At 72.6% G+C, this 21,454-nt stretch carries 19 protein-coding genes and 1 pseudogene; 13 read left to right on the top strand and 7 right to left on the bottom strand.

Annotated elements, in window-relative coordinates; translation table 11 throughout:
- Positions 1–70 precede the first annotated feature (70 nt).
- Positions 71–825: pseudogene (locus ACNAW0_RS16380) on the top strand (trehalase-like domain-containing protein); the annotation flags it as partial.
- A gap of 115 nt (positions 826–940) precedes the next feature.
- Here ACNAW0_RS16380 and ACNAW0_RS16385 read toward each other — a convergent pair.
- Positions 941–1,966 carry a DNA polymerase ligase N-terminal domain-containing protein gene (locus tag ACNAW0_RS16385; RefSeq protein WP_416288733.1) on the bottom strand — a complete coding sequence of 342 codons (1,026 nt, stop codon included), beginning with the start codon at positions 1,964–1,966 and terminating at the stop codon, positions 941–943.
- A gap of 117 nt (positions 1,967–2,083) precedes the next feature.
- Between ACNAW0_RS16385 and ACNAW0_RS16390 the strand changes: the two genes are divergently transcribed.
- From ACNAW0_RS16390 to ctaD, 3 genes are all read left to right on the top strand, one after another.
- Positions 2,084–2,869 carry an aldo/keto reductase gene (locus tag ACNAW0_RS16390; RefSeq protein ID WP_416288734.1) on the top strand — a complete coding sequence of 262 codons (786 nt, stop codon included), beginning with the start codon at positions 2,084–2,086 and terminating at the stop codon, positions 2,867–2,869.
- Between the two features lie 438 nt (positions 2,870–3,307).
- Positions 3,308–4,414 (top strand): FAD-dependent monooxygenase, encoded by a 1,107-nt coding sequence (locus tag ACNAW0_RS16395; RefSeq protein WP_416288735.1) that lies wholly within the window; start codon positions 3,308–3,310, stop codon positions 4,412–4,414.
- A gap of 143 nt (positions 4,415–4,557) precedes the next feature.
- Entirely contained in the window at positions 4,558–6,318 is a 1,761-nt protein-coding gene (ctaD, locus tag ACNAW0_RS16400) for a cytochrome c oxidase subunit I (protein ID WP_416288736.1), read from the top strand.
- 89 nt (positions 6,319–6,407) lie between these two features.
- Here the strand turns inward: ctaD and ACNAW0_RS16405 are convergent, their stop codons facing one another.
- Genes ACNAW0_RS16405 through ACNAW0_RS16420 form a run of 4 tightly spaced genes read right to left on the bottom strand, consistent with a single transcriptional unit; the run spans position 6,408 to position 12,265 of the window.
- On the bottom strand, positions 6,408–7,646 hold the full coding sequence (locus ACNAW0_RS16405) for an MFS transporter (RefSeq protein WP_416288737.1): 1,239 nt from the start codon (positions 7,644–7,646) through the stop codon (positions 6,408–6,410).
- A 40-nt stretch (positions 7,647–7,686) separates the two neighbouring features.
- A complete protein-coding gene (locus tag ACNAW0_RS16410; protein ID WP_416288739.1) occupies positions 7,687–8,268 on the bottom strand; it encodes an isochorismatase family protein in 582 nt (193 codons plus the stop codon).
- A 14-nt stretch (positions 8,269–8,282) separates the two neighbouring features.
- Entirely contained in the window at positions 8,283–9,569 is a 1,287-nt protein-coding gene (locus tag ACNAW0_RS16415) for a nicotinate phosphoribosyltransferase (protein ID WP_416288740.1), read from the bottom strand.
- Between the two features lie 17 nt (positions 9,570–9,586).
- On the bottom strand, positions 9,587–12,265 hold the full coding sequence (locus tag ACNAW0_RS16420; protein WP_416288741.1) for a LuxR C-terminal-related transcriptional regulator: 2,679 nt from the start codon (positions 12,263–12,265) through the stop codon (positions 9,587–9,589).
- Between the two features lie 198 nt (positions 12,266–12,463).
- On the opposite strand from ACNAW0_RS16420, the gene ACNAW0_RS16425 reads away from it, so the two are divergent.
- The 9 genes from ACNAW0_RS16425 (at position 12,464) to rdgB (ending at position 19,367) form a co-directional block, all read left to right on the top strand.
- On the top strand, positions 12,464–14,035 hold the full coding sequence (locus ACNAW0_RS16425; RefSeq protein WP_416288742.1) for a hypothetical protein: 1,572 nt from the start codon (positions 12,464–12,466) through the stop codon (positions 14,033–14,035).
- Positions 14,036–14,150: 115 nt separating this feature from the next.
- The gene (gene clpS / locus ACNAW0_RS16430; protein WP_091201734.1) at positions 14,151–14,441 is read left to right on the top strand and encodes an ATP-dependent Clp protease adapter ClpS; all 291 of its coding nucleotides are present in this window, start codon (positions 14,151–14,153) and stop codon (positions 14,439–14,441) included.
- 2 nt (positions 14,442–14,443) lie between these two features.
- Positions 14,444–14,941: a DUF2017 domain-containing protein gene (locus tag ACNAW0_RS16435; protein WP_416288806.1), complete on the top strand. Its 498-nt coding sequence runs from the start codon at positions 14,444–14,446 to the stop codon at positions 14,939–14,941.
- A 55-nt stretch (positions 14,942–14,996) separates the two neighbouring features.
- The gene (locus ACNAW0_RS16440) at positions 14,997–15,485 is read left to right on the top strand and encodes a Mov34/MPN/PAD-1 family protein (protein WP_416288743.1); all 489 of its coding nucleotides are present in this window, start codon (positions 14,997–14,999) and stop codon (positions 15,483–15,485) included.
- A 64-nt stretch (positions 15,486–15,549) separates the two neighbouring features.
- Entirely contained in the window at positions 15,550–15,933 is a 384-nt protein-coding gene (locus ACNAW0_RS16445) for a MoaD/ThiS family protein (protein ID WP_416288744.1), read from the top strand.
- Between the two features lie 11 nt (positions 15,934–15,944).
- Positions 15,945–16,910 carry a PLP-dependent cysteine synthase family protein gene (locus ACNAW0_RS16450; RefSeq protein ID WP_416288746.1) on the top strand — a complete coding sequence of 322 codons (966 nt, stop codon included), beginning with the start codon at positions 15,945–15,947 and terminating at the stop codon, positions 16,908–16,910.
- Positions 16,911–17,150: 240 nt separating this feature from the next.
- Positions 17,151–17,897 (top strand): MBL fold metallo-hydrolase, encoded by a 747-nt coding sequence (locus ACNAW0_RS16455; RefSeq protein ID WP_416288747.1) that lies wholly within the window; start codon positions 17,151–17,153, stop codon positions 17,895–17,897.
- Positions 17,898–18,024: 127 nt separating this feature from the next.
- Complete coding sequence (gene rph, locus ACNAW0_RS16460) at positions 18,025–18,753, top strand: ribonuclease PH (protein ID WP_416288748.1); 729 nt, start codon at positions 18,025–18,027, stop codon at positions 18,751–18,753.
- A complete protein-coding gene (gene rdgB, locus ACNAW0_RS16465; RefSeq protein ID WP_416288749.1) occupies positions 18,750–19,367 on the top strand; it encodes an RdgB/HAM1 family non-canonical purine NTP pyrophosphatase in 618 nt (205 codons plus the stop codon). Before rph ends, rdgB begins: the two co-directional genes overlap by 4 nt.
- A gap of 9 nt (positions 19,368–19,376) precedes the next feature.
- Here the strand turns inward: rdgB and ACNAW0_RS16470 are convergent, their stop codons facing one another.
- Both ACNAW0_RS16470 and ACNAW0_RS16475 read right to left on the bottom strand, forming a co-directional pair.
- Positions 19,377–20,021: a LuxR C-terminal-related transcriptional regulator gene (locus ACNAW0_RS16470; protein ID WP_416288750.1), complete on the bottom strand. Its 645-nt coding sequence runs from the start codon at positions 20,019–20,021 to the stop codon at positions 19,377–19,379.
- Positions 20,009–21,268, bottom strand: a complete 1,260-nt coding sequence (locus ACNAW0_RS16475) for a sensor histidine kinase (RefSeq protein ID WP_416288751.1) — start codon at positions 21,266–21,268, stop codon at positions 20,009–20,011. The genes ACNAW0_RS16470 and ACNAW0_RS16475 overlap by 13 nt, the downstream gene beginning before the upstream one ends.
- Between the last annotated feature and the right edge of the window lie 186 nt (positions 21,269–21,454).

Genomic DNA, 21,454 nt, shown 5'->3' on the forward strand with positions numbered 1-21,454 from the left:
TCGTCGACCTCATGCGGCACTGGAAACGGGAATCTCCCGCCCTTGAGCTTTAGGCGGGGGAGGATGTCAAGGATTCCTCTCTGACTGCCGTCCGGGGCCCTGGTCGTCCGGGTCGATCGACTGGTGGTGCCTACACCGGTTCGATGCCCCGTCGGTCTTCGGCCGGCTGCTCGACCCGGCCGGCGGGCACTGGCGGATCGCCCCGCTGGCCCCCAGCCGGGTCGAGCGGGCGTACCGGCGGGACACCCTGGTGCTGCGGACCGTCCACCACACCCCGGAGGGGAGCGTCGCGGTCACCGACGCGCTCGCCGCCGAGCCGGGCGCCCGCGGGCACCAGCTGGGGATGAACTCGCCCGCGGTCCTGGTCCGCGTGGTCGAAGGGCTGTCCGGGCGGGTACAGATGCACCTCGACTTCGCCCCGCGACCCGAGTACGGGCTGCTCACCCCGTACCTGCATGAGCGATCGGACGGCGCGGTGCTGGCCACCGCCGGGCCGGTGGCGCTCGTCCTACGCGGCACCGGCCGGGTGCTCCGCCCCGACCGCGACCGGGTCGCCCACACCTTCGAGATCTCCGCCGGCCAGAAGGTCGGTTTCGACCTCGCGTACGCCCCGGCCTACGGGAACCCGCCGGCCCAGCTCGACCCGATCACCACGGTCGAGGACGCGGTGCAGGCGTGGGAGGCGTACCGGGAGAGCCACCACTACTCCGGCCAATATCGCGATCGGTCCGCACCAGCGTGACCGTGCTGACCGGCCTGACGTACGCCCGCAGCGGCGCGGCGGCCGCCGCGCTGACCACCTCGCTGCCGGAGCGGATCGGCGGCAACATGCCGCAGGCGCTGTCGCACATCGGCCTGATCAACACGGCCTGGCGCCTGACCGAATTGGCCGGTGATTGAGGCTGTTAACCGGTGGCCCCTGTTAACAGAGGCCCTTTTCTTACGTGTCGATGCTCAGCCAGTGTGGGCTGCGCCGGCCCGGCTCGTACGGGGAGTCGAGGCGCTTGGCCACCACGCCCGGGAGCCCCTGTTCGCGCGCGGTTCGCAGGGCGTCCGCGCCGACGCCCGGGAACCACGGCGGAGTCTGCCAGTGCGGGCCGGTCAGTGCCAGACCGTCGAGCAGCTCACGGCGCTGCGCGTACGGCACGTCGAGGCTGGTCACGCCCTCCAGCCAGAGCAGGTCGACGGCGAGGAACTGGCCGTCCCGCTTGGTGGGCGGCTTCACCCGCCCGCCGGGGTCGATCCGGACCAGCACGCCGTCGAGCACCGCCTCGGTAGGGGCCAGCTCCTCGGCCATCGCGCGTAGCCACGGGTACGCCCCGGTGATCTCCTCGTCGGCCTCGTCCAGCAGCCGCAGCCGGCCGCCCGAGACGTACGCCATCGCCCGCACGCCGTCCCAGCGCAGCTCGTAGCCCCACGCGGCCTCGTCCCTGGGCAGCCGCTTGCCGGGGGTGGGCTGCATCGGGCGGACCAGCTCGGGCATCGGCGTCCAGCCCGCCGGGGCGGGGCCGGTGCGCCGGACCATCCAGTCCCGGCCCCCGGTGGCGAACAGCACGTACCGGCCCTTGGTCCGCTTCCCGTCGAGCACCACGATCACCTCGTCGTCGCGCCACTTCTCCGCGCGGTACGTCCCGGTGTCGTGGATGGTCATCTGCCCGCCGCCGTACTCGCCGGCCGGGATCTCACCGTGGAAGGTCAGGTACTCCATCGGGTGGTCCTCGGTGTGCACGGCGAGGTGGTTGCGGCCGGGGTCGCGGGGCAGGCCGCGCGGCACTGCCCAGGACGCCAGCACGCCGTCGTGCTCCAGCCGTAGGTCCCAGTGCAGGCTGCGGGCGTGGTGCTGCTGGATCACGAAGCGGGGCTCGCGCCGGCCGGCCCGCTTCCGCTGCGGGGTCCGTTCCGGCACCGGCTCGGGGGTACGCGCGGCGTTCCGCTTCCGCCGGTACTCCTCCAGCCGGTCAGCCACCCTCGCATTCTCCGGTACGGCGCGACTGATCGCCCGCTTCCTGCGACTTCTGTCCGTTTCGCCGCGCCGCACCGGGGCGCCGGCATGGGTGCGGCGATCACGGGTAGAACAGCCGCCATGACCAGCCCTGAACAGCCCACCGTCCTGCTTCCCGGCGAGGTCCGGATGCCGCTGCTCGGTTTCGGCACCTGGCAGGCCACCGGCGAGACCGGGTACGAGGCGGTGCTCGCCGCCCTCGACGCCGGCTACCGGCACATCGACACCGCCACCATGTACGGCAACGAGCGGGAGGTCGGCCGGGCGGTCAAGGAGAGCGGGCTGCGCCGGGAGGACGTCTTCATCACCACCAAGCTGCCGCCCGAGCGGGTGGGCCGGGAGCGGGAGACCATCGAGGCGAGCCTGACCGCCCTCGACATCGACTACGTCGACCTGTGGCTGATCCACTGGCCGCCGGACACGCCCGGCGAGGGCATCCCGGTCTGGCGGGAGTTCCTCGCCGCCCGCGACGAGAGCCTGGCCCGGGCTGTCGGGGTGAGCAACCACAGCATCAGCCAGATCGACGAGCTGATCCAGGCCACCGAGGAGAATCCGGCGGTCAACCAGATCCGGTGGAGCCCGTTTCTGTACGACCGGCAGGTGCACGCCGCGCACCGGGATCGCGGGGTGGTGCTGGAGGGCTACAGCCCTCTCCGGGCCACCGACCTGGCCGATCCGGTGCTGGCCCGGGTCGCCACCGCGCACGACGTCTCGCCCGCGCAGGTGGTGCTCCGCTGGCACATCGACCACGAGATCGTGGTGATCCCGAAGTCGGCCACCCCGGACCGGATCCGGGCCAACGCCGACGTGTTCGGCTTCTCGCTGACCGCCCCGGAGATGCGCGACATCGACGCCCTCGGCACCTGACCGGCGTGCGAACCGCCCCCAGGATCCGCCCAGATTCACGGGAATGAGTGCCCTCGGCGTGGCCCGATGGGCACTCATTCCGTGAATCAGTGGGGCCTGTGCGGACGGGGTCGAGCCAGATGTCGTACGACGGCGACGATCGAACCGGCGGCCAGCAGTCCGGCCGCCGCGATCGCTCTCAGTGGACGCTTCATTGATGCTCCTTGGCTTCGCGGCGGGGCACCGGGTTCGTGCCGGGGGACACGGCCGGGAGCGCTCCCAAATCCAGTAAACACATTTACATGTCTGAAACCATTGCGCAACCGTCACCCGACTCGGGATTGCGGCGCGCCGAAGGGTGGGTCACGCCAGGGCCGATGGGGCCTACCGTGCGGCGATTGCGGCGAGTAGTGTCTTGCCTCCAGCGCGTTCCGAACCCCTCCGGAGGCGTACACCACGATGGGCGCTTCCCCCCTGCGCATCCTCGTCGTCGGGGCCGGCATCGCCGGTCTCGCCGTGGCCCGGGCGCTACGCCTGGCGGGGTTCCGGCCCGACGTGACCGAGAAGCTGCCGCCCACCGAGCGGACCGACATCGGCCTCTACCTGCCGGGCAACGCGGCGCGGGCGCTGCGTCGGCTCGACCTGGACGGCCCGTTGCGTCCGCTCGGCCAGGTCATCCACCGCCAGCGCTTCCTCGACGCCGCCGGCGCGCCGCTCTGCGAGGTCGACCTCGATGCCCTCTGGGCGGGCGTGGGGGAGTGCCGCGCCCTGCCCCGCGCCGAGCTGCACCGGGTGCTGCTCACCGGGGCCGGCGGCGCCGTCCGGTACGGCGCTGAGATCAGCACCGTCGAACCGCTGCCCGGCGGCGTCGCGGTCGGCTTCGCCGACGGCGCCACCGCGGAGTACGACCTGGTGATCGGCGCCGACGGGGCGCGTTCGGCGGTGCGCACCCTGGGCGGGCTCGGTGGCCCGCCCCGCCCTGCCGGCCAGGTGCACTACCGGGCGATGGTCCGCGGCGGCCCCCGGGTCGCGGAGTGGACCGCCCTGCTCGGTGAGCGCGCCGGGTTCCGGGTGGTGCCGATCGGCGCCGGCCGGCTGCACTGCTACGCCGACGAGGCCGGGACCACGCTGCCAGCCGACCCCCTGGCCCGGCTGCACGAACTGTTCGGCGCCTACGGCGGCCCGGTCCCCGAGGTCCTCGACGCGCTGGACACGGTGCACGTCGAACTCACCGAGGAGGTCGAGCTGGGGCGCTGGTTCCACGGCCGCGTGCTGCTGATCGGCGACGCCGCGCACGCCACCGCGCCGATCCTCTCCCAGGGTGCCGCGATGGCGTTGGAGGACGCCGTGGTGCTGGCCGAGTCGCTGCGGGCCGCCGGCAGCGTGGAGGCGGCGCTGATCGCGTACGAGAGCCGGCGGCGGCCGCGTACCCGCTGGGTGCGGGACCGGACCCGGGACCGCAACCGGACTCGCGACGTGCCGTCGGCGCTGCGCGATCCGCTGCTGCGCGGGCGCGGCGGGCGCATCTTCCAGGAGCACTACCGGCTCCTCGTGGGCCCGCTCTGAGGCGCCTCCGCCGGGCGGCGGTGATCGTAGCCCGCCACCCCCGGCGGCGTTGCCACCTGCCGGGGACTATCCTCCTTGCGGATGACGGCTGCGCAGATGAACAGCGTTTGCCGAGCGGGACAACCCAGAACCGGAGGCCACTCGTGACCACCGTCGCACCCAAGCCGGTCGTGACCCGGCCCTGGCCGGTCCGCGAGCCGGTCAGGGGTTCGGCCCTCGCGCGGCTGCTGCGCACCACGGACGCGAAGCAGATCGGGATCATGTACATGGTCACCGCGTTCGCGTTCTTCATGATCGGCGGCCTGATGGCCCTGATCATGCGCGCCGAGCTGGCGCAGCCGGGCCTGCAGTTCCTGTCGCCCGAGCAGTACAACCAGCTCTTCACCATGCACGGCACGATCATGCTGCTGTTCTTCGCGACGCCGATCGTGTTCGCCTTCGCGAACTACGTGGTGCCGCTGCAGATCGGCGCGCCCGACGTGTCGTTCCCGCGCCTGAACTCGTTCGCCTACTGGCTGTACCTGTTCGGCGGCACCATGGCCACCGCCGGCTTCATCGCTCCGGGCGGCGCGGCCGACTTCGGCTGGACGGCGTACACGCCGCTGAGCACCGGCGAGCACTCGCCGGGCGTCGGCGGGAACATGTGGGTGATGGGGCTGGCCATCTCCGGTCTGGGCACCATCCTCGGCGCGGTCAACATGATCACCACGATCCTGACCCTGCGCGCCCCCGGCATGACCATGTTCCGGATGCCGATCTTCACGTGGAACATGCTGGTCACCAGCCTGCTGGTCATCCTGGTGTTCCCGCTGCTGGCCGCCGCGCTCTTCGCGCTCGCCGCGGACCGCCTGATCGGCGCCCACGTGTACGACCCGGCCACCGGTGGCCCGATGCTGTGGCAGCACCTGTTCTGGTTCTTCGGGCACCCCGAGGTCTACATCATCGCGCTGCCGTTCTTCGGCATCATCTCCGAGATCATCCCGGTCTTCTCCCGGAAGCCGATCTTCGGTTACAAGGGTCTGGTCGCCGCGACCATCTCCATCGCCGCCCTGTCGATGAGCGTGTGGGCGCACCACATGTTCTCCACCGGCCAGGTGCTGCTGCCGTTCTTCAGCTTCCTCAGCTACCTGATCGCCGTGCCGACCGGTATGAAGTTCTTCAACTGGATCGGCACCATGTGGCGGGGCCAGATCACCTTCGAGACGCCGATGCTGTTCGCGGTCGGCTTCCTGGTGACGTTCCTCTTCGGTGGTCTGACCGGTGTGATCCTGGCCAGCCCGCCGCTCGACTTCCACATTCACGACTCGTACTTCGTGGTGGCGCACTTCCACTACGTGCTCTTCGGCACGATCGTGTTCGCCGTGTTCGGCGGCATCTACTTCTGGTTCCCGAAGATGTTCGGCCGGATGCTCGACGAGCGGCTCGGCAAGATTCACTTCTGGCTCACCATGATCGGCTTCCACACCACGTTCCTGGTGCAGCACTGGCTGGGCAACGAGGGCATGCCGCGGCGGTACGCCGACTACCTGCCCGGCGACGGCTTCACCTTCCTGAACTCGTTCTCCACCGTCGGCGCGTTCATCACCGGCATCTCGACCCTGCCGTTCATCTGGAACTGCTGGAAGTCGTACAAGGCCGGTCCGGTGGTCGAGGTCGACGACCCGTGGGGCTACGGCAACTCCCTGGAGTGGGCCACCAGCTCCCCGCCGCCGCTGCGGAACTTCGACCGGATGCCGCGGATCCGCTCCGAGCGCCCGGCGTTCGACCTCAAGTTCCCGGAGCTGGCCGCCGGGGTGCAGAGCCTGGCCGGCCCGCCGGAAGGTGGCGCCAAGCCGCTGACCAGCGAGTCCAACGGTGGTGCCAGCTACGTGGAGGACACCAGCGGCAACCGCGACCAGCGCTGACCCGCGCTGCCGACAACCGCGCCACGGGCGCCGCACCCACCGGGTGCGGCGCCCGTCGCCGTTTCCGCCCCTGGCTCTGCGGTTGAGGGTCAGGCAGCGGCAGGGGCCAGCTCCGGCTCCAGGGCTGCCGCGGCCGCCACCCGCCGCTGGCGCAGCACGACAGGGAGCACGACCAGGGCCACCAGCGCACCGATCGTGCCGGTGACCGCGAAGCCCCAGAGCGGCGCCGAGGCGTCGATCACCGCGCCGGCGAGCGGCGCGCCGAGCGCGATGCCGACCGTCACGGCCGAGCCGTGCAGGCCCATCGCCTCACCGCGCACGCGGGCCGGGACGAGCCGGCTGACCGCGTCGGCGGTCGAGGCGAGCGTCGGTGCGCAGAGCGCCCCGGCCGGCAGCAGCGCCAGGCAGAGCAGCCACCAGTGCGCCCCGCCCAGCCCGACCGGGATCGTGGTGAGGCTGAGCGCCGCCACCAGGGCCAGCGGGGAGAAGGAACGGCTGACCGCCCCGTACGCGAAGCCGCCCACCAGCGACGCCACCGCCCACACGGTCAGCACGGCGCCGGTCCATTCGACCTCGCCGCCGGCCCGCAGCACGGCGACCACCGCCACGTCGGTGCCGCCGAGCACCAGGGTGGCCGCCAGGCTCACCGCCAGCACGGCCAGCAGCCGGGGGGTCAGCCACTCGCGGCGGGGCACCTTCCGGTACGGGCCGGCCGGCTCTTCGGCGCCGCGGGTGGGCGGGTCGAGCAGCCAGAAACAGATCCCGGAGGCGACGAGCCCGGCACCGACCGCCCACATGGTGAACCGCGGGGAGACGGCCGTCGCCAGGGCCACGGCCAGCGCCGGGCCCACCATGAACGACAGCTCCACCGACATCGAGTCCAGCGCGTACGCCGGGCGGCGCCGCTCGGCCGGCACCAGCGCGGCGACCGACTGGCGGACCACCGAGAAGACCGGCAGGGCCACCAGCCCGGCCACGAACGCGGCCGGCAGCAGCACCAGGTACGACAGCTCCGGCGCGGCGGCCCAGAAGACGCCCTCGGCGATGGTGGTCAGGATGAGCACCGGGCGCAGCCCGCGCTGGTCGACCAGCCGCCCGAGCAGCGGGGAACCGAGCGCGGCGCCGACGGTCGACGCGGCGCCGACCAGCCCGGCGGCGCCGTACCCCCGGCCGAGGTCGAGCACGACGTGGAAGGTGAGCGTCACCCCCATCGCGGTGAACGGGATGCGGGCCAGCACCGACACCAGCAGCAACGACCGGAGACCGGGCAGGGCGAGCGCCTCCCGGTAAGGCTTCAATTTCACGACGGTCCGTACCTCCGGCGGCAATCCTCGGGCCGGGGTACGACAGCCGCAAGCGATTACCTGGTCAAGCGGTCCTGATCACAGGCTCGCCGAGCATGGCGACCCCGGCGCCCTCCATCGTGCGCAGCGCCACGTCGAGCGTCTGCGGCGCGACCGCGGCGGTGAGGTCCAGCAGCACGGTGGTGTGGAAGCCCTCCCCGGCGGCGTCCACGGCGGTCGCCCGTACGCAGTGGTCGGTGGCGATCCCGACCACGTCCACCCGGTCGACGTCGTGCCGGCGCAGCCAGTCGGCCAGGCACTCGCCGCCGTCGGCGTGCCCCTCGAAGCCGGAGTACGCGGCCGCGTGCTCGCCCTTGTGGAAGATCGCCTCGACCCGGTCGGTCGCCAGGTCGGGGTGGAACTCCGAGCCGGGGGTGCCGACCACGCAGTGCCGGGGCCAGGAGTCGACGAAGTTCGGCGGATCGCCGAAGTGCGCGCCCGGGTCGATGTGGTAGTCCTTCGTCGCCACCACATGGTCCCAGCGGCCCGGCTCGGCGGCGAGCAGCCGGGAGATGCCCGCCGCCACGCCCGCCCCGCCGGCCACCGCGAGGGAGCCGCCTTCGCAGAAGTCGTTCTGCACGTCCACGATGATCAACGCGTTGGTCATGTCGGTCTTCCTCCTCAACTCGCGGGTACGACGGTCACCGGCACGGCCGGGTCGCCGCCGGAGAGCTTCAGGCCCTCCCACGGGATGGAGATCAGGCACTGCCGCAGGTGCTCCCGCGACTCGTCGAGGGTGGGCCGCGCGACCGTCTCGCCGTCGACGATGAAGGAGTGCTGGAGCAAACGGTCGTTGGGCTGCCGGTCCGGCACCCCCTGCGGCACGACGAGTTCCTCGGTCGCGGTGCCGCTCGGCTTGTGCCGGCGTACGGCCACCTTCCGGCCGCCGATGGTGGCCTTGTGCTCCGAGCGCTTGACCACCCCGCTCCCCTCCACCTCGACCAGCTTGTAGACCAGGCCGGCGGTCGGCGCGCCGGAGCCGGTCACCACGGCGGTGCCGGCGCCGTACATGTCGACCGGTTCGGCGGCGAGCGCCGCGATCGCGTACTCGTCGAGATCGCCCGAGACGATGATCTTCGTCTCGGTGGCGCCGAGCGAGTCGAGCAGCTCCCGGCACTGCTGGGCGATCACCGCCAGGTCGCCCGAGTCGATCCGGACCGCCCGCAGCTCCGGCCCGGCCACCGCGATCGCGTTGCGGATGCCCTCGGTGATGTCGTACGTGTCGACCAGCAGCGTGGTGTCCTTGCCCAGCGCGGCGACCTGCGAGGCGAACGCTGCCTGCTCGTCGTCGTGCAGCAGGGTGAAGGCGTGCGCGGAGGTGCCGGCGGTCGGGATGCCGTACCGCCGGCCCGCGGCCAGGTTGGAGGTGAACCGGAACCCGGCCAGGTACGCCGCTCGGGCCGCGGCCACCGCCGCCTCCTCGTGCGCCCGCCGGGAGCCCATCTCGATCAGCGTGCGGCCCCGGGCGGCGGTCACCATCCGGGCGGCCGCCGCGGCGACCGCGCAGTCGTGGTTGAGCACCGACAGCACCAGCGTCTCCAGCACCACGCACTCGGCGAAGCTGCCGGAGACGGTGAGGATCGGGGAGTTGGGGAAGAAGAGCTCGCCCTCGGCGTACCCGTCGACGTCGCCGGTGAAGCGGTAGTTGGTGAGCCACTCGGCGCCCCGGTCGTCCACCACGCCGGTGCGGCGCAGGAAGTCGACCTCCTCGGCGTCGAACCGGAAGTCCCGGATCAGCTCGATCAGCCGGCCGGTCCCGGCCACCACGCCGTATCGCCGGCCCGCCGGCAGTCGCCGGGTGAACACCTCGAAGACGCAGCGGCGGTCGGCCGTGCCGTCCTGTAGCGCGGCGCTGACCATGGTCAGCTCGTAGTGGTCGGTCAACAGTGCGGGGCGAAGGGTGCTCACGGCTCCAGCCTAGGAGTTCAGGCCGGACCGGTGCCGTCCTGGCCCGGCAGCGACCACAGCGCGGCCCGCAGCTCCGCCCGGCTGGTCACCCCGAGCTTGCTGTAGACCCGCTGGAGGTGGTTCTCCACGGTACGCGCCGACAGGAAGAGCCGCTCGGCGATGGCCCGGCTGGTGACTCCCTCCGCGGCGAGTCCGGCGATCTCCCGTTCCCGTTCGCTCAGCGTCGGCCGGAGCAGCCGCAGCGCCGGCGTGTCGACCTGGTCGCAGCGGCGGAGCAGGGCGGCGAGCCGTTCCCGGGCCGGACCGGTGCCGGTGGCGCGGCTGCCCCGCATCTTGTGCAGGGCCATCGCGGTCGCTTCGGCGGCGTACACGATCAGGTCCCGGGCGGCGAAGCCGTCGGCGACGGCGAGCAGCTTGGTGGGGGAGCCCTCGACCGCGGCGCGGGCGTACCGGGAGACCAGCGGCGGCAGCACCCCGTCGACCCGCTCGGAGAGCTCGGCGAGGCGCTGCGCCGCGGTACGCCGTCCGCCGTCGACGCAGGTCGGTCCGACCGGGGCCCCGGCCTGCCCGAGCCGCACCAGGTCGAGCAGGACCAGCAGCTCGTGGCCGGCGAGGCCGTCCTCGCGGAGCCGGTCGGCCAGCGTGCAGAGCTGCTTGGTGGCCGCCGGCAGGTCACCGGCGGCGGCGTGCACGGCGGCGCGGGCCTGCTCCAGCCACGGGTACAGCACCGCCATGCCCGGCGCCTGGGTACGGTCGGCCTCGGCCATCGCCTCCGCCGCGTGTGCCGCGTCGCCGCGCAGGGCCGCCGACTGGGCGCGCTCGGCGTGTGCCAGCCCGGCGTAGACCCGGCTCGTCGCGAGCACCGCGCAGGCCCCGAGGCTGGTCTTGAGCGCCTCGTCGCCGCGGCCGCGCAGCCGCGCCGCGTACGCCTGCAGGATGGCCAGGTAGCCGGTGCCGAGCCGGAAGTCTCCCGCGCCAGCCAGGTCGGCGAACTCGTCGGCCACGATCTCGTCGATGCCGGCCAGGTCGCCGGAGAGCGCGAGCTGGGTGCCCCGGGCCAGCTCCATCGCGAGCTGGAGGTAGGGCATGTCGCCCCGCCAGCGGGCCACCTCCGCCTGCACGCGGGCTACCGCGGTGGCGCTGCGTCGGTATTGCCCCTGCGCGGCCTGCAGGTAGGCGATCGTGCACCGGGCCAGCTCCCGCGCGGCGGTCGGCGAGGCAGGCCGGTCCAGCACGGCCTGGGCGAGCCGCAGCGAGGTGCCGGTGTCCAGCCGGTGCAGCCGCATGATCGCCTCGAAGGCGCGGACCCGAGCCTGGTCGGCCGAGTCGGTCAGCTCGTCGCCGCTTGCGGCGATCTCCTCCACCGTGGACTCCCGGCTCAGTCCCCAGTAGCTGACCATGCCGCGGACCGTCAGCCAGCGGCTGCGCCGCCGGTCGTCGCGGATCAGCCCGGCGACCGAGTCGAGGACCTCGATCGCCTCGTCGGGCCGGTCGCCGAACATCAGGATGGTGGCGAGCAGCTCCGCCGCGTCAAAACCGCCGTCGGCCTCCAGCGCCGCCCGGGCCAACCGGGTCGCCAGCGGTACGTCGTACCGGCCGAAGGCCTGGGCGGCCGCGCCGAGCAGCAGCGCCGGATCCTGTGCCGTACCCGAGTCGAGCCGCCATACCGCGACCCGCAGCAGGTCGTCCCGGCGGCGGGTGCCGACCTGCTCCAGCAGCCCGGCCAGCGTGGCCTGCAGCCGCCGGGTACGGCTGACCGGGCAGTGCCGGCGCATCACCTCTCCGTAGAGCGGGTGGGCCAGCCGCACGTCCAGCCGCCGGTCGTCGTGGACGATCGTGATCAGGCCGCGCTCCTCGGCGACCTCCACGTCGGCCGGGTCGACCGCCTTCTCGAGCAGTTGCAGCCCGAGTGGTTCGCCGAAGGCGGCCAGCTCGACCACCGACCGCACGCCGGGGGTGAGCTGGCCGATCCGGGTGTCGATCAGTTCGGTGAGACTGGGCGCCAGTTCCAGCCGGCCGGTCCACTTCCAGATCCCGTACGGGCGGCTCAGCTCGTCGCCTCCGGAGGCGGCCAGTACCAGCTCACGTAGCAGCAGCGGGTTGCCGGCGGAGAGCTGGAACAGCCGGTGCGACGATTTCGCGTCGACCGGCCCGTCCAGGATCGCGCCGAGCAGCCCGGTGGTCTCGTCCGGGCTCATCGGGCCCAGCTCGACCAGGTCGACGAGGTCGTCGGTCCACAGGGCGCGGATCGGCAGCGGGATCTGTTCGCCGTCGCGCAGCGTCCCGATCACGGTCGCGTTCTCGGCGCGGGCGACCAGGTGGACCAGCGCCGCCGAGGGCGAGTCGAGCAGATGCGCGTCGTCGACCGCCAGCACGATCGGCCGGCCGGCGGCCTGTTCCTGGAGCACGTCCACGGCCCAGCGGAGGATGCCGGCGGGGGAGAGCCCCTGCGGTTGCTCGGCGGGGAGCACCTGGACCAGCCCGCCGAACGGTAGGGCCGCGGTGGTGGCGCTGGCCGAGACGGACCAGACCGCGTACCGGTCGGTGGGGAGGTTGGCCACTCCCTCGCGGAGCAGGCGGCTCTTGCCGACCCCGGCCTTGCCGCTGAAGAACAGCCCGCGCCCCTCGAGGCCGCCGACCGCCGACAGCAGGCGGTTGAGTTCGTCAGTTCGGCCGACGAAGTCCCAGCGACTCATCGCTGCAGCATATCGACGGTAATCCGTTCGCGTGCGGACCGTCACGCTACGAGATTGAGTAACCTGTTCATTACTCCTAGGTATCCGGGGTGTTCGGTGTCGGGTGCCTGACACACGTACTCTTCCGGCATCCGGACGCGATGCCGGAGTTTCCACGCGGCCGGCTCACCGCCCGGCCGCCTGACCGGGAGGCGCCTGATGATGCCGGATTCTCTCCCCTCGGTCGGCGTGCCCGACCCGGGCGGGCCGGCCGAGTCGGCGCGCCGCGTGCTGCTGCCCACCCGGCTCGGGGCAGCCGACCCCGGCCCCGACGATCCGCTGGCCGTCGTCGTCGCGGGCCCGGCCGGTGCCGGCCGCCGCGAGCTGCTCGCCGGTCTGCTCGGGGTGGAGCCCGGCATGCTGGCCGTGCCCGCCGGCAGCTATCTGCTCATCAACCACGCCAAGACGCCGACCCGCGCCGCGTACGTGCCGGGCTACCGCCAGCCGCTCTCGTACGGCGCCGACCCGCTCGCCGCCGGCCCGGCGCTCGCCCGCCCACCCCGCCGGGTGGAGCTGAGCCTGCCCGACCCGCTGCTGCGTCGCTTCGCGCTGCTCGACGCGCCCGAGGACGGCCCGCTCGGCGTCGCCGCCGCCCGGGTGCTGCTCGACACGGTCGGCCGGGCCGGCGCCCTGCTCTTCGTGATCTCCGCCGACCAGGCGTTCACCGCCGCCGAGCTGCACCTGCTGGCGGAGGTGGCCCGCGCCCGGGTCGAGGTGGTCTTCGCGGTCACCCCGGGTGCCGGCTGGGCGGCCACGGCGGACCGCCCGACGACGACGGACGACACGGGGGTGTCCGTCGCGTCGGCCGGCTCCTCCCCGCCGCCGGCCCCGGGGGCGGCTGAATGTCCCGTCGACCCGGTGCAGGTCTCGGTCGAGGCGCACCGCGCCGCACTGCTGTCCGCGGTGCCCGAGCTCGCCACCGCCCGCTGGTATCCGGTGTGGGAGGCTGACCACTCGGCCCTGCGCCGCGCCCTGGTCGACTGGGCGGCGGACGAGGGGCTACGCCGGGCCAGCGCCTGCCCGCCGGAACCGCCGGGCGCGCACGGTCGGGTGGCCGTCGTGCCCGGGCTCGGCCCCGGTGGCCTCGCCGAGCACCTGGACGGCCAGATCCGCACCTGCGCCCAACGGATCCGCCAGCACATCGCGCTGGAGCTGGCCAACATCCACCTCCGCGTGGTCCAGGAGATCGTCTTCGGGGTCGGCTGCGCCGGCCTTCCGCAGCTGCTCGACCAGGAGATGGCGGCGCTGTCGCTGCTGGCCACCGCACAGTGCGACGAGGCTGTCCGGGCCGTCGTCGACGACGCGGCGGCCCGGGTCTTCGGCGCGCCCCTGGCCGAGGGGGTGCGCCGCCGGATCATCCACGCGGTGCGGTGGGGCTTCGCCGAGCAGCCGGCCGGCCGGGAGTTGGACAAGGTGCTCCTGATCACCAGCACGGCCGGGGTGGCCGGGCTGACCGGCAGCGGCGCGCTCGACGCGCTGGCCGGCTTCCCCGGCGCGGTGCGCGACGAGGCGCTGCCCCCGGTCGGGGTCGCCCTCTCCGGCGGCTGCTGGCAGCGGTGGCGCGTCCCCGGCAACGACGACACGAACCTCGCGCGCTCCTGGGCGCAGCGGGCGCTGCGCGAGGTCGAGCTGGAGCTGCCCCGCGAGGTGTCCCGGCGCTTCGAGGCGGTGCGACTCTCGCTCGGCGGGGTGCTCACCGATGCGGTCGACCACGGCATCCTGCTCGCCTGAGGTCGGCGTCGCCGGGCGGTCGCCCGGGTCGCCGTACGCGGTTTGGGCGGATGAACAGAGCCGACCCGCCGTTCCGGTTCATCGGTCGCCCGGATCCGGTGGCACGATGGGGGGCATGGCGGCTCCGCAGGTTGCTCCGGTCGAGACGCCGGACACCGATGAGGTGCCGGTCTCCGACCGGCCGTGGGTGACTATCGTCTGGGACGATCCGGTGAACCTCATGACGTATGTGACCTGGGTGTTCCAGAAGCTCTTCGGATACAGCCGGGAGAAGGCCGAGCAGCTCATGCTGGACGTGCACCACAAGGGCAAGGCCGTGGTCTCCAGCGGCGCCCGCGAGCGGATGGAGCACGACGCGTCGCAGCTGCACGCGTACGGGCTCTGGGCGACGGTGGACCGATCGTGAGCATGTTCCGTCGCTACGGCGACCGCTACGTGGCCACCTTCGCGCTGGACGAGGCGCGGGTGCTGCGCAAGGTCGCCTCCGAGGTGGTCGGCCTGCTCACCGACGGCTTCGAGCACGGCGATCCGGTGGTCGGCCGACTCTTTCCCGAGGTCTATCCGGACGACGCGGCAAGCACCGCCGAGTTCCGCCGCTACACCGAAGGGGACCTCAAGACCGCCAAGATCGACCAGGCTGGGGCGATCCTCGCCGCGCTGCCCAACGGCGAGGTCGGAGGCGAGGTACGCCTGGACGCGGAGGCGGCCGAGGCGTGGCTGCGCGCGCTCAACGACGCCCGGCTGGCGATGGGGGTCCGGCTGGAGATCAAGGACGGCACCGACGTGGGGGAGGAACTCGACGACGCGGTCGCCGCGGACCCGACCTCGTCCAGGGTGTTCCAACTGTCGGTATACGCGTATCTGGGATATCTGCAGGAATCCCTGCTCAACGCCCTGCTCGACTGAGTCGTGACGGTCGCCACCTCGCCGCTCCCAGCCGTCAGGCGCTAGGCTGGTCGGCGTGCTGAGCATCGACCGGTCGATCATCGACGCGATCGTGGCCCACGCGCGTCGGGACCACCCGGACGAGGCGTGCGGCGTGGTCGCCGGTCCCGTCGGCAGCGGCACCCCGAGCCGGCACATCCCGATGGACAACGCGGCCCGCTCCATGACGTTCTACGAGTTCGACTCGATGGAGCAGTTGCGGGTGTGGCGGGAGATGGACGACCGCGACGAGGAGCCGGTCGTCATCTACCACTCGCACACCGCGACGGAGGCCTACCCGTCCCGCACGGACATCTCCTTCGCCGGTGAGCCGGGAGCGCACTACCTGCTCGTCTCGACCCGCGAGCCCGACACGGAGGAGATCCGCTCCTTCCGCATCGTCGACGGCGTGGTCACCGAGGAGCCGGTCCGGATCGTGGATGCCGCCGTGGACCCGCACGCCGTCCAGTCCTACATGTTCGGGCAGAGCCCGGCGACGGTCGACTACGAGTGTTCCGGCCGCTGATCTTTCCGGCGCCGGCACATCTTCCTCTTCCCGTCACCTGGCACGACCCGAACAAGGAGCAACCATGGCCATCGAGGTCCGTATCCCCACCATCCTGCGTAGCTACACCGGCGGCGCCAAGGCCGTCGAGGGCACCGGCGACACGCTGAGCGACCTGCTCGCCGACCTGGACTCCCGGCACGCCGGCCTGAAGGCCCGGCTGGTCACCGACACCGGCGTGCTGCACCGGTTCGTCAACGTCTACGTCAACGACGAGGACGTCCGCTTCCTGGGCGCGCTCGACGCCAAGCTGGCCGACGGCGACAGCGTCACCATCCTGCCCGCCGTGGCCGGCGGCGCGTTCGGCTTCGCGGCGGCAGCCGCGATCGCGCAGCACAGTGCCGCCGCTGCGGCAATCGCGCAGCACGGTGCCACGGCGGCGACCGCAGCGCGGTCGGCCGCCCACTGAGGGCGGTCGTCGTGGCGCGGTACGACAGCCTGCTCGAGGCGTGCGGCGGCACGCCCCTGGTCGGGCTGTCCCGGCTCTCACCCACGGTGCCCCACGGGGCGCCGCCGGTGCGGCTCTGGGCGAAGTTGGAGGACCGGAACCCGACCGGCAGCATCAAGGACCGGGCCGCCCTGTACATGGTCCGGGCGGCCGAGGAGTCCGGCCGGCTCCACCAGGGTGACACGATCCTGGAGCCGACCAGCGGCAACACCGGAATCTCGTTGGCCATGGTGGCCAAGGTGCGTGGCTACCGGCTGGTCTGCGTGATGCCGGAGAACGTCTCCACCGAGCGGGTCCAGTTGCTGCGGATGTACGGCGCGGAAATCATCTTCTCGCCGGCCGCCGGCGGCTCCAACCAGGCCGTGGCCACGGCGAAGCAGATCGCGGCCGAGCACCCGGACTGGGTGATGCTCTACCAGTACGGCAACGAGGCGAACGCCCGGGCGCACTACGAGACGACCGGTCCGGAGCTGCTGCAGGACCTGCCCACGATCACCCATTTCGTGGCCGGCCTGGGCACCACCGGCACCCTGATGGGCACCGGGCGCTACCTGCGGGAGAAGGTCGACGGCATCCAGGTCGTCGCCGCCGAGCCCCGCTATGGCGAGCTGGTCTACGGCCTGCGCAACATCGACGAGGGCTATGTCCCCGAGCTCTACGACGCCGGGGTCCTCTCCCGGCGTTTCTCGGTGGGCACCCGGGACGCGGTGCTGCGTACCCGCCAGCTCGTCGAGGTGGAGGGGATCTTCGCGGGCTTCTCCACCGGCGCGATCCTGCACGCCGCCCTCGCGATGGCACACGAGGCGATGCGGGAGGGCCGCCGGGCCGACGTCGCATTCGTGGTCGCCGACGGCGGCTGGAAATACCTCTCGACCGGGGCGTACGGCGGCACCCTCGCGGACGCCGAGGGCGCCCTGGAGGGACAGCTCTGGGCTTGACGGTCCGCTACTCGGGCCGGTCGGCGATACCCGCCGGCCGGCCCGGCCGTTTCCTGCGCGGCCGATCTCTGCCCGGACGAGACGCGTATGGGTGTCACGTTGGTGACAACTTCCGTCAGATGATTTTTGCTGACCGGGCCGGCGCGTAGGCTGCCCACCGTGGCGTACAGCGTCGGTAGAGATCATCGGCGGGGCGGCTGCCGGCGTTTCGACTACGAAGCGTGACATCGAGGCGACCGGATGCGATTGACCGTCCTCGGCTGCGCGGGCAGCTTTCCCGGCCCCGAGTCCCCCTGCTCCGCCTATCTGCTGGAGGCGGAGGGCTTCCGGCTCCTGATCGACTTCGGTTCGGGGGCGCTGTCCACCCTCCAGCGCTACGCCGGGCTGCACGCCCCCGATGCCATCCTCCTCACCCACCTGCACTGCGATCACATGCTCGACGCGGTGTCGTACGTGGTGGTGCGCCGGTACGCCCCGGACGGCCCGTACCCGCCCCTGCCGATGTACGCACCCTCCGGCGCGCCCGACCGGCTGGTCACCGCCTACGGCGAGGAGGACGGCACGGTCGAGGACGTCTACCAGTTCTACGGGCTCCAGCCCGGCACCTTCCCGATCGGCCCGTTCACCGCCACCGTCGACCGGATGAACCATCCGATCGAGACGTACGGTGTGCGGCTGGAGCACGACGGCCGGATCTTCTGCTACTCGGCGGACACCGCGCCCTGTGAGGCGCTGCTGCGCCTGGCCCAGGGCGCCGACCTGTTCCTCTGCGAGGCCAGCTACCTTGACGGCGTGGAGAACCCACCCGACCTGCACCTGACCGGCCGGGAGGCCGGCGAGGCGGCGACCAAGGCCGAGGTCGGCCGGCTGCTGCTCACCCACCTGGTCGCGGCGTGGGGCAGCGAGGCGTACACCGTGGAGGCGGCAGCCGGGGCGTACGCCGGGCCGCTGGAAGTGGCCCGCCCCGGCGCCTGCTACGACATCTGACCCGGCGGCGACGACCTAGGCGTGCCGGCCGGCTCCACCGGCGCCCAGCCCCGACGGGCGGACGGCACGACCGCTGCTCCGGGACACCCGGGGAGGCCGCGGTCAGGGCACCGCATAGGGTGCAGGCATGGCGCGACCTGACGGGCGGCAGCCCGACCAACTCCGACCGGTGACCCTGACCCGGGGCTGGAGCACCCACCCGGAGGGCTCCGTCCTCGTCGAGTTCGGGGCGACCCGGGTGCTGTGCACGGCGAGCGTGACCGAGGGGGTGCCCCGCTGGCGCAAGGGCTCCGGGCTCGGCTGGGTCACCGCCGAGTACGCGATGCTGCCCCGGGCCACGAACACCCGATCGGACCGGGAGAGCGTCAAGGGGAAGGTCGGCGGGCGCACCCACGAGATCTCCCGGCTGATCGGCCGCAGCCTGCGGGCCTGTGTGGACCTCAAGGCTCTCGGCGAGAACTCCATCGTGCTCGACTGCGACGTGCTCCAGGCCGATGGCGGCACCCGCACCGCGGCGATCACCGGCGCGTACGTGGCGCTGCACGACGCGGTGACCTGGCTGGCCGAGCGCAAGGCCCTCGTCGGCAAGGTGGAGAAGGTGATGCACCGATCGGTGGCCGCGGTCAGCGTCGGCATCATCGCCGGCGAGCCGCGGCTGGACCTCTGCTACGCCGAGGACGTGGCCGCCGAGGTCGACATGAACGTGGTCTGCACCGGCACTGGCGACTTCGTCGAGGTGCAGGGGACGGGCGAGGCCGGGATCTTCGCTCGTGAGCAGCTCGACGCCCTGCTGGACCTGGGCGTCATGGGCTGTCTGGAGCTGGCCGACGCGCAGCGGAAGGCGCTCACTTCATGAACAAGGTTCTGCTCGCCACCCGGAACCGGAAGAAGCTCGTCGAGCTGCAGCGGATCCTCGACGGCGCGCTCGGCGCGCACCGGATCGCCCTGCTCGGCCTCGACGACGTCGAGGAATACCCGGAGCTGCCGGAGACCGGCCTGACCTTCGGCGAGAACGCGCTGATCAAGGCCCGGGAGGGCTGCCGGCGTACCGGCCTGCCGACCATCGCCGACGACTCCGGCCTGGCCGTGGACGCGCTGAACGGCATGCCGGGCGTGTTCAGCGCGCGCTGGTCCGGCCGGCACGGCGACGACCAGGCCAACCTGCAGCTCGTGCTGGACCAGATCGCCGACCTGCCCGACGAGCACCGGGGCGCGTCGTTCGTCTGCGCCGTCGCGCTGGTGCTGCCCGGCGGCAAGGAGCACCTGGTCGACGGCCGCCAGGCCGGCCGGCTGCTGCGCGCATCGCGCGGCGACGGCGGCTTCGGGTACGACCCGATCTTCCTCGGCGAGGGGCAGGAGCGGACCAACGCGGAGCTGACCCCCGAGGAGAAGGACGCGGTCAGCCACCGCGGCAAGGCGCTGCGCGAGCTGGCCAAACTGGCCGCCAAGGTCCTCCCGCCGGCCGCCTGACCGGCGGGCTCAGGAGCGGAGATACGCCACGACCGCCAGCACCCGGCGATGGGTCTGGCGGTCGTTGGCCAGCCCGAGCTTCGTGAAGATGCTGGCGACGTGCTTCTCCACCGAGCCCTCGGAGATGTACAGCGTCTCGGCGACCGAGCCGTTCGACTGGCCCTGGGCCATTGCGGCCAGCACCTCGCGTTCCCGCTTGGTAAGCGCGTCGAGGGCGCTGTGCCGGCGGCTGCGCCCGACCAGTTGACGGACCACCTCGGGGTCGAGGACGGTGCCGCCGGACCCGACCTCGGTGACCGCCCTGAGGAAGTCGGCGATGTCGGCGATCCGGTCCTTCAGCAGGTAGCCGACGCCGCGCGGATCGGCGCTGAGCAGGTCGTCGACGTAGCGTTCCACCACGTACTGGGAGAGCAGCAGCACCGGAGTGGCCGGCTGCCGGGACCGGACCGCTCGCGCCGCGCGCAGTCCCTCATCCGTGAAGGTGGGTGGCAACCGGATGTCCAGCACGGCCAGGTCCGGTGCGTGGTCCCGGACCGCGGTCAGCAGCGCCTCGGCGTCGTCGACCGCTGCCACCACCTGGTGCCCCTTGTCGGTGAGCAGCCGGCCAAGGCCGTCCCGGAGGAGGACGGAGTCTTCGGCGATCACAACTCGCATGGCAGCTCCATCCTGATCGCGGTCGGGCCGCCGGGCGGGCTGGACACCGACACGGTTCCGTCGACACTGTCCACCCGGGATATCACGCCGTCCAGGCCGCCGCCGGTCACGACGGTCGCACCGTCCTGGCCGTCGTCGGCCACCTCGATCAGCAGCCGATCGGCGCGCCGCCGGACCCGGACCGACGCCGTGGTGGCGCCACTGTGCTTCGCGATGTTGGTGAGCAGTTCCGCCACGCAGAAGTAGGCGGTCGCCTCCACCGCGCCCACCGGTCGTTGCGGCACGTCGATATCGGTGCTGACCCGTACGGGGCAGCGGGCGGTGAGCAGCGGCACCGCTCCGTCCAGACCGAGGTCGTTCAGCACTGCCGGGTAGATGCCCCGGGCCAGCTCGCGCAGCTCGACCAGCGCCTGCTTCGCCTGCTCGTGCGCCGCGGTCACCCGCTCGGCGACCTCCTGCGACCCCAGCCCGTGCGCGATGTCGTCCCGCGCCCGGCCGAGCTCTATGGCGAGCGCGACCATCCGAGCCTGGACGCCGTCGTGCAGGTCCCGTTCGATGCGGCGCAGGTGGGTGCCGGACTGTTCGACCGCCCGGGTGCGGCGGCGTTCGGAGAGCTGTGCCCGTTGCCGGGCGGTCGAGCCGGCCAGCAATGCCTGTAGCCGGACCCGGTCGAGGTTGGCGAGCCCGGCAACCAGCCACGGGGCCAGCAGCACCCCGACCAGGCCGACGGCGCAGACGACCAGGGGGTACGGCCACGCATCCGGGTACCAGTGCCAACCGCCGATCCGGATCTCGTCCGCGCGGTGCCCGTCCCGGAGCGGCATCAACCACGACCACAGTGGATAACTCAGGGTGCCGAGGGACAGCAGCCACCACAGCCCCACCAGGTACGCCTGGACGACGCCCACCGGAACGGCCACGAGCGCGTGCAGCAGGCATCGCCAGCCGGTGGGGTCGGCCAGGGCGTTCCGGACCCGACCGACCGCGCCGGAGTGTCGGCGGGCCCGCGGTGCGGCCGGCGGCAGGTCGAGCGCGAGCAGGCGCCGGGCCCGGACCCGTTCCAGGACGCCCATCCCGCGCGAGGCCGTGACGACCCCGGCGAGCAGCACGAGCCCGACCACGGTGACGCTGGCCAGGACGGCGTATGCGGCCAGCCCGACGAAGAGCAGCCCGACCGCCGACAGCGGCGCCCCGAAGAGCAGGTGCAGGGTCTCCCGCCAGGTGCGGGCGCGCACCGGGGCTGCCATGACCCTCCGGATCGCCCTCCCCACCGAGCTCATTGGTGCACCCTTGTCTCACTCGAGCTGATGTTGGTTCGAGTGCACCGGTGATCGTCGGGCCATCGCCCTGCTCGCTCGACCTTCGAGGTCCAGCATGAGTTCTGCGAGGCCCGGCGGCCCGGGACATCCCGATCGGCCACAGGGCTATGCGTG

The organism is Micromonospora sp. SL1-18 (genome assembly GCF_047921505.1).
Taxonomy (GTDB): domain Bacteria; phylum Actinomycetota; class Actinomycetes; order Mycobacteriales; family Micromonosporaceae; genus Micromonospora.

Bases quoted from the DNA above. Each gene is read 5' to 3' on its own strand.
- ACNAW0_RS16435 (WP_416288806.1), top strand. From the start codon at position 14,444: ATGTTCCGTCGCTACGGCGACCGCTACGTGGCCACCTTCGCGCTGGAC.
- ACNAW0_RS16425 (WP_416288742.1), top strand. From the start codon at position 12,464: ATGATGCCGGATTCTCTCCCCTCGGTCGGCGTGCCCGACCCGGGCGGG.
- ACNAW0_RS16470 (WP_416288750.1), bottom strand. From the start codon at position 20,021: ATGCGAGTTGTGATCGCCGAAGACTCCGTCCTCCTCCGGGACGGCCTT.
- ACNAW0_RS16395 (WP_416288735.1), top strand. From the start codon at position 3,308: ATGGGCGCTTCCCCCCTGCGCATCCTCGTCGTCGGGGCCGGCATCGCC.
- rph (WP_416288748.1), top strand. From the start codon at position 18,025: ATGGCGCGACCTGACGGGCGGCAGCCCGACCAACTCCGACCGGTGACC.
- ACNAW0_RS16390 (WP_416288734.1), top strand. From the start codon at position 2,084: ATGACCAGCCCTGAACAGCCCACCGTCCTGCTTCCCGGCGAGGTCCGG.
- ACNAW0_RS16420 (WP_416288741.1), bottom strand. From the start codon at position 12,265: ATGAGTCGCTGGGACTTCGTCGGCCGAACTGACGAACTCAACCGCCTG.
- ACNAW0_RS16445 (WP_416288744.1), top strand. From the start codon at position 15,550: ATGGCCATCGAGGTCCGTATCCCCACCATCCTGCGTAGCTACACCGGC.
- ACNAW0_RS16475 (WP_416288751.1), bottom strand. From the start codon at position 21,268: ATGGCAGCCCCGGTGCGCGCCCGCACCTGGCGGGAGACCCTGCACCTG.
- ACNAW0_RS16455 (WP_416288747.1), top strand. From the start codon at position 17,151: ATGCGATTGACCGTCCTCGGCTGCGCGGGCAGCTTTCCCGGCCCCGAG.
- clpS (WP_091201734.1), top strand. From the start codon at position 14,151: ATGGCGGCTCCGCAGGTTGCTCCGGTCGAGACGCCGGACACCGATGAG.
- ACNAW0_RS16410 (WP_416288739.1), bottom strand. From the start codon at position 8,268: ATGACCAACGCGTTGATCATCGTGGACGTGCAGAACGACTTCTGCGAA.
- rdgB (WP_416288749.1), top strand. From the start codon at position 18,750: ATGAACAAGGTTCTGCTCGCCACCCGGAACCGGAAGAAGCTCGTCGAG.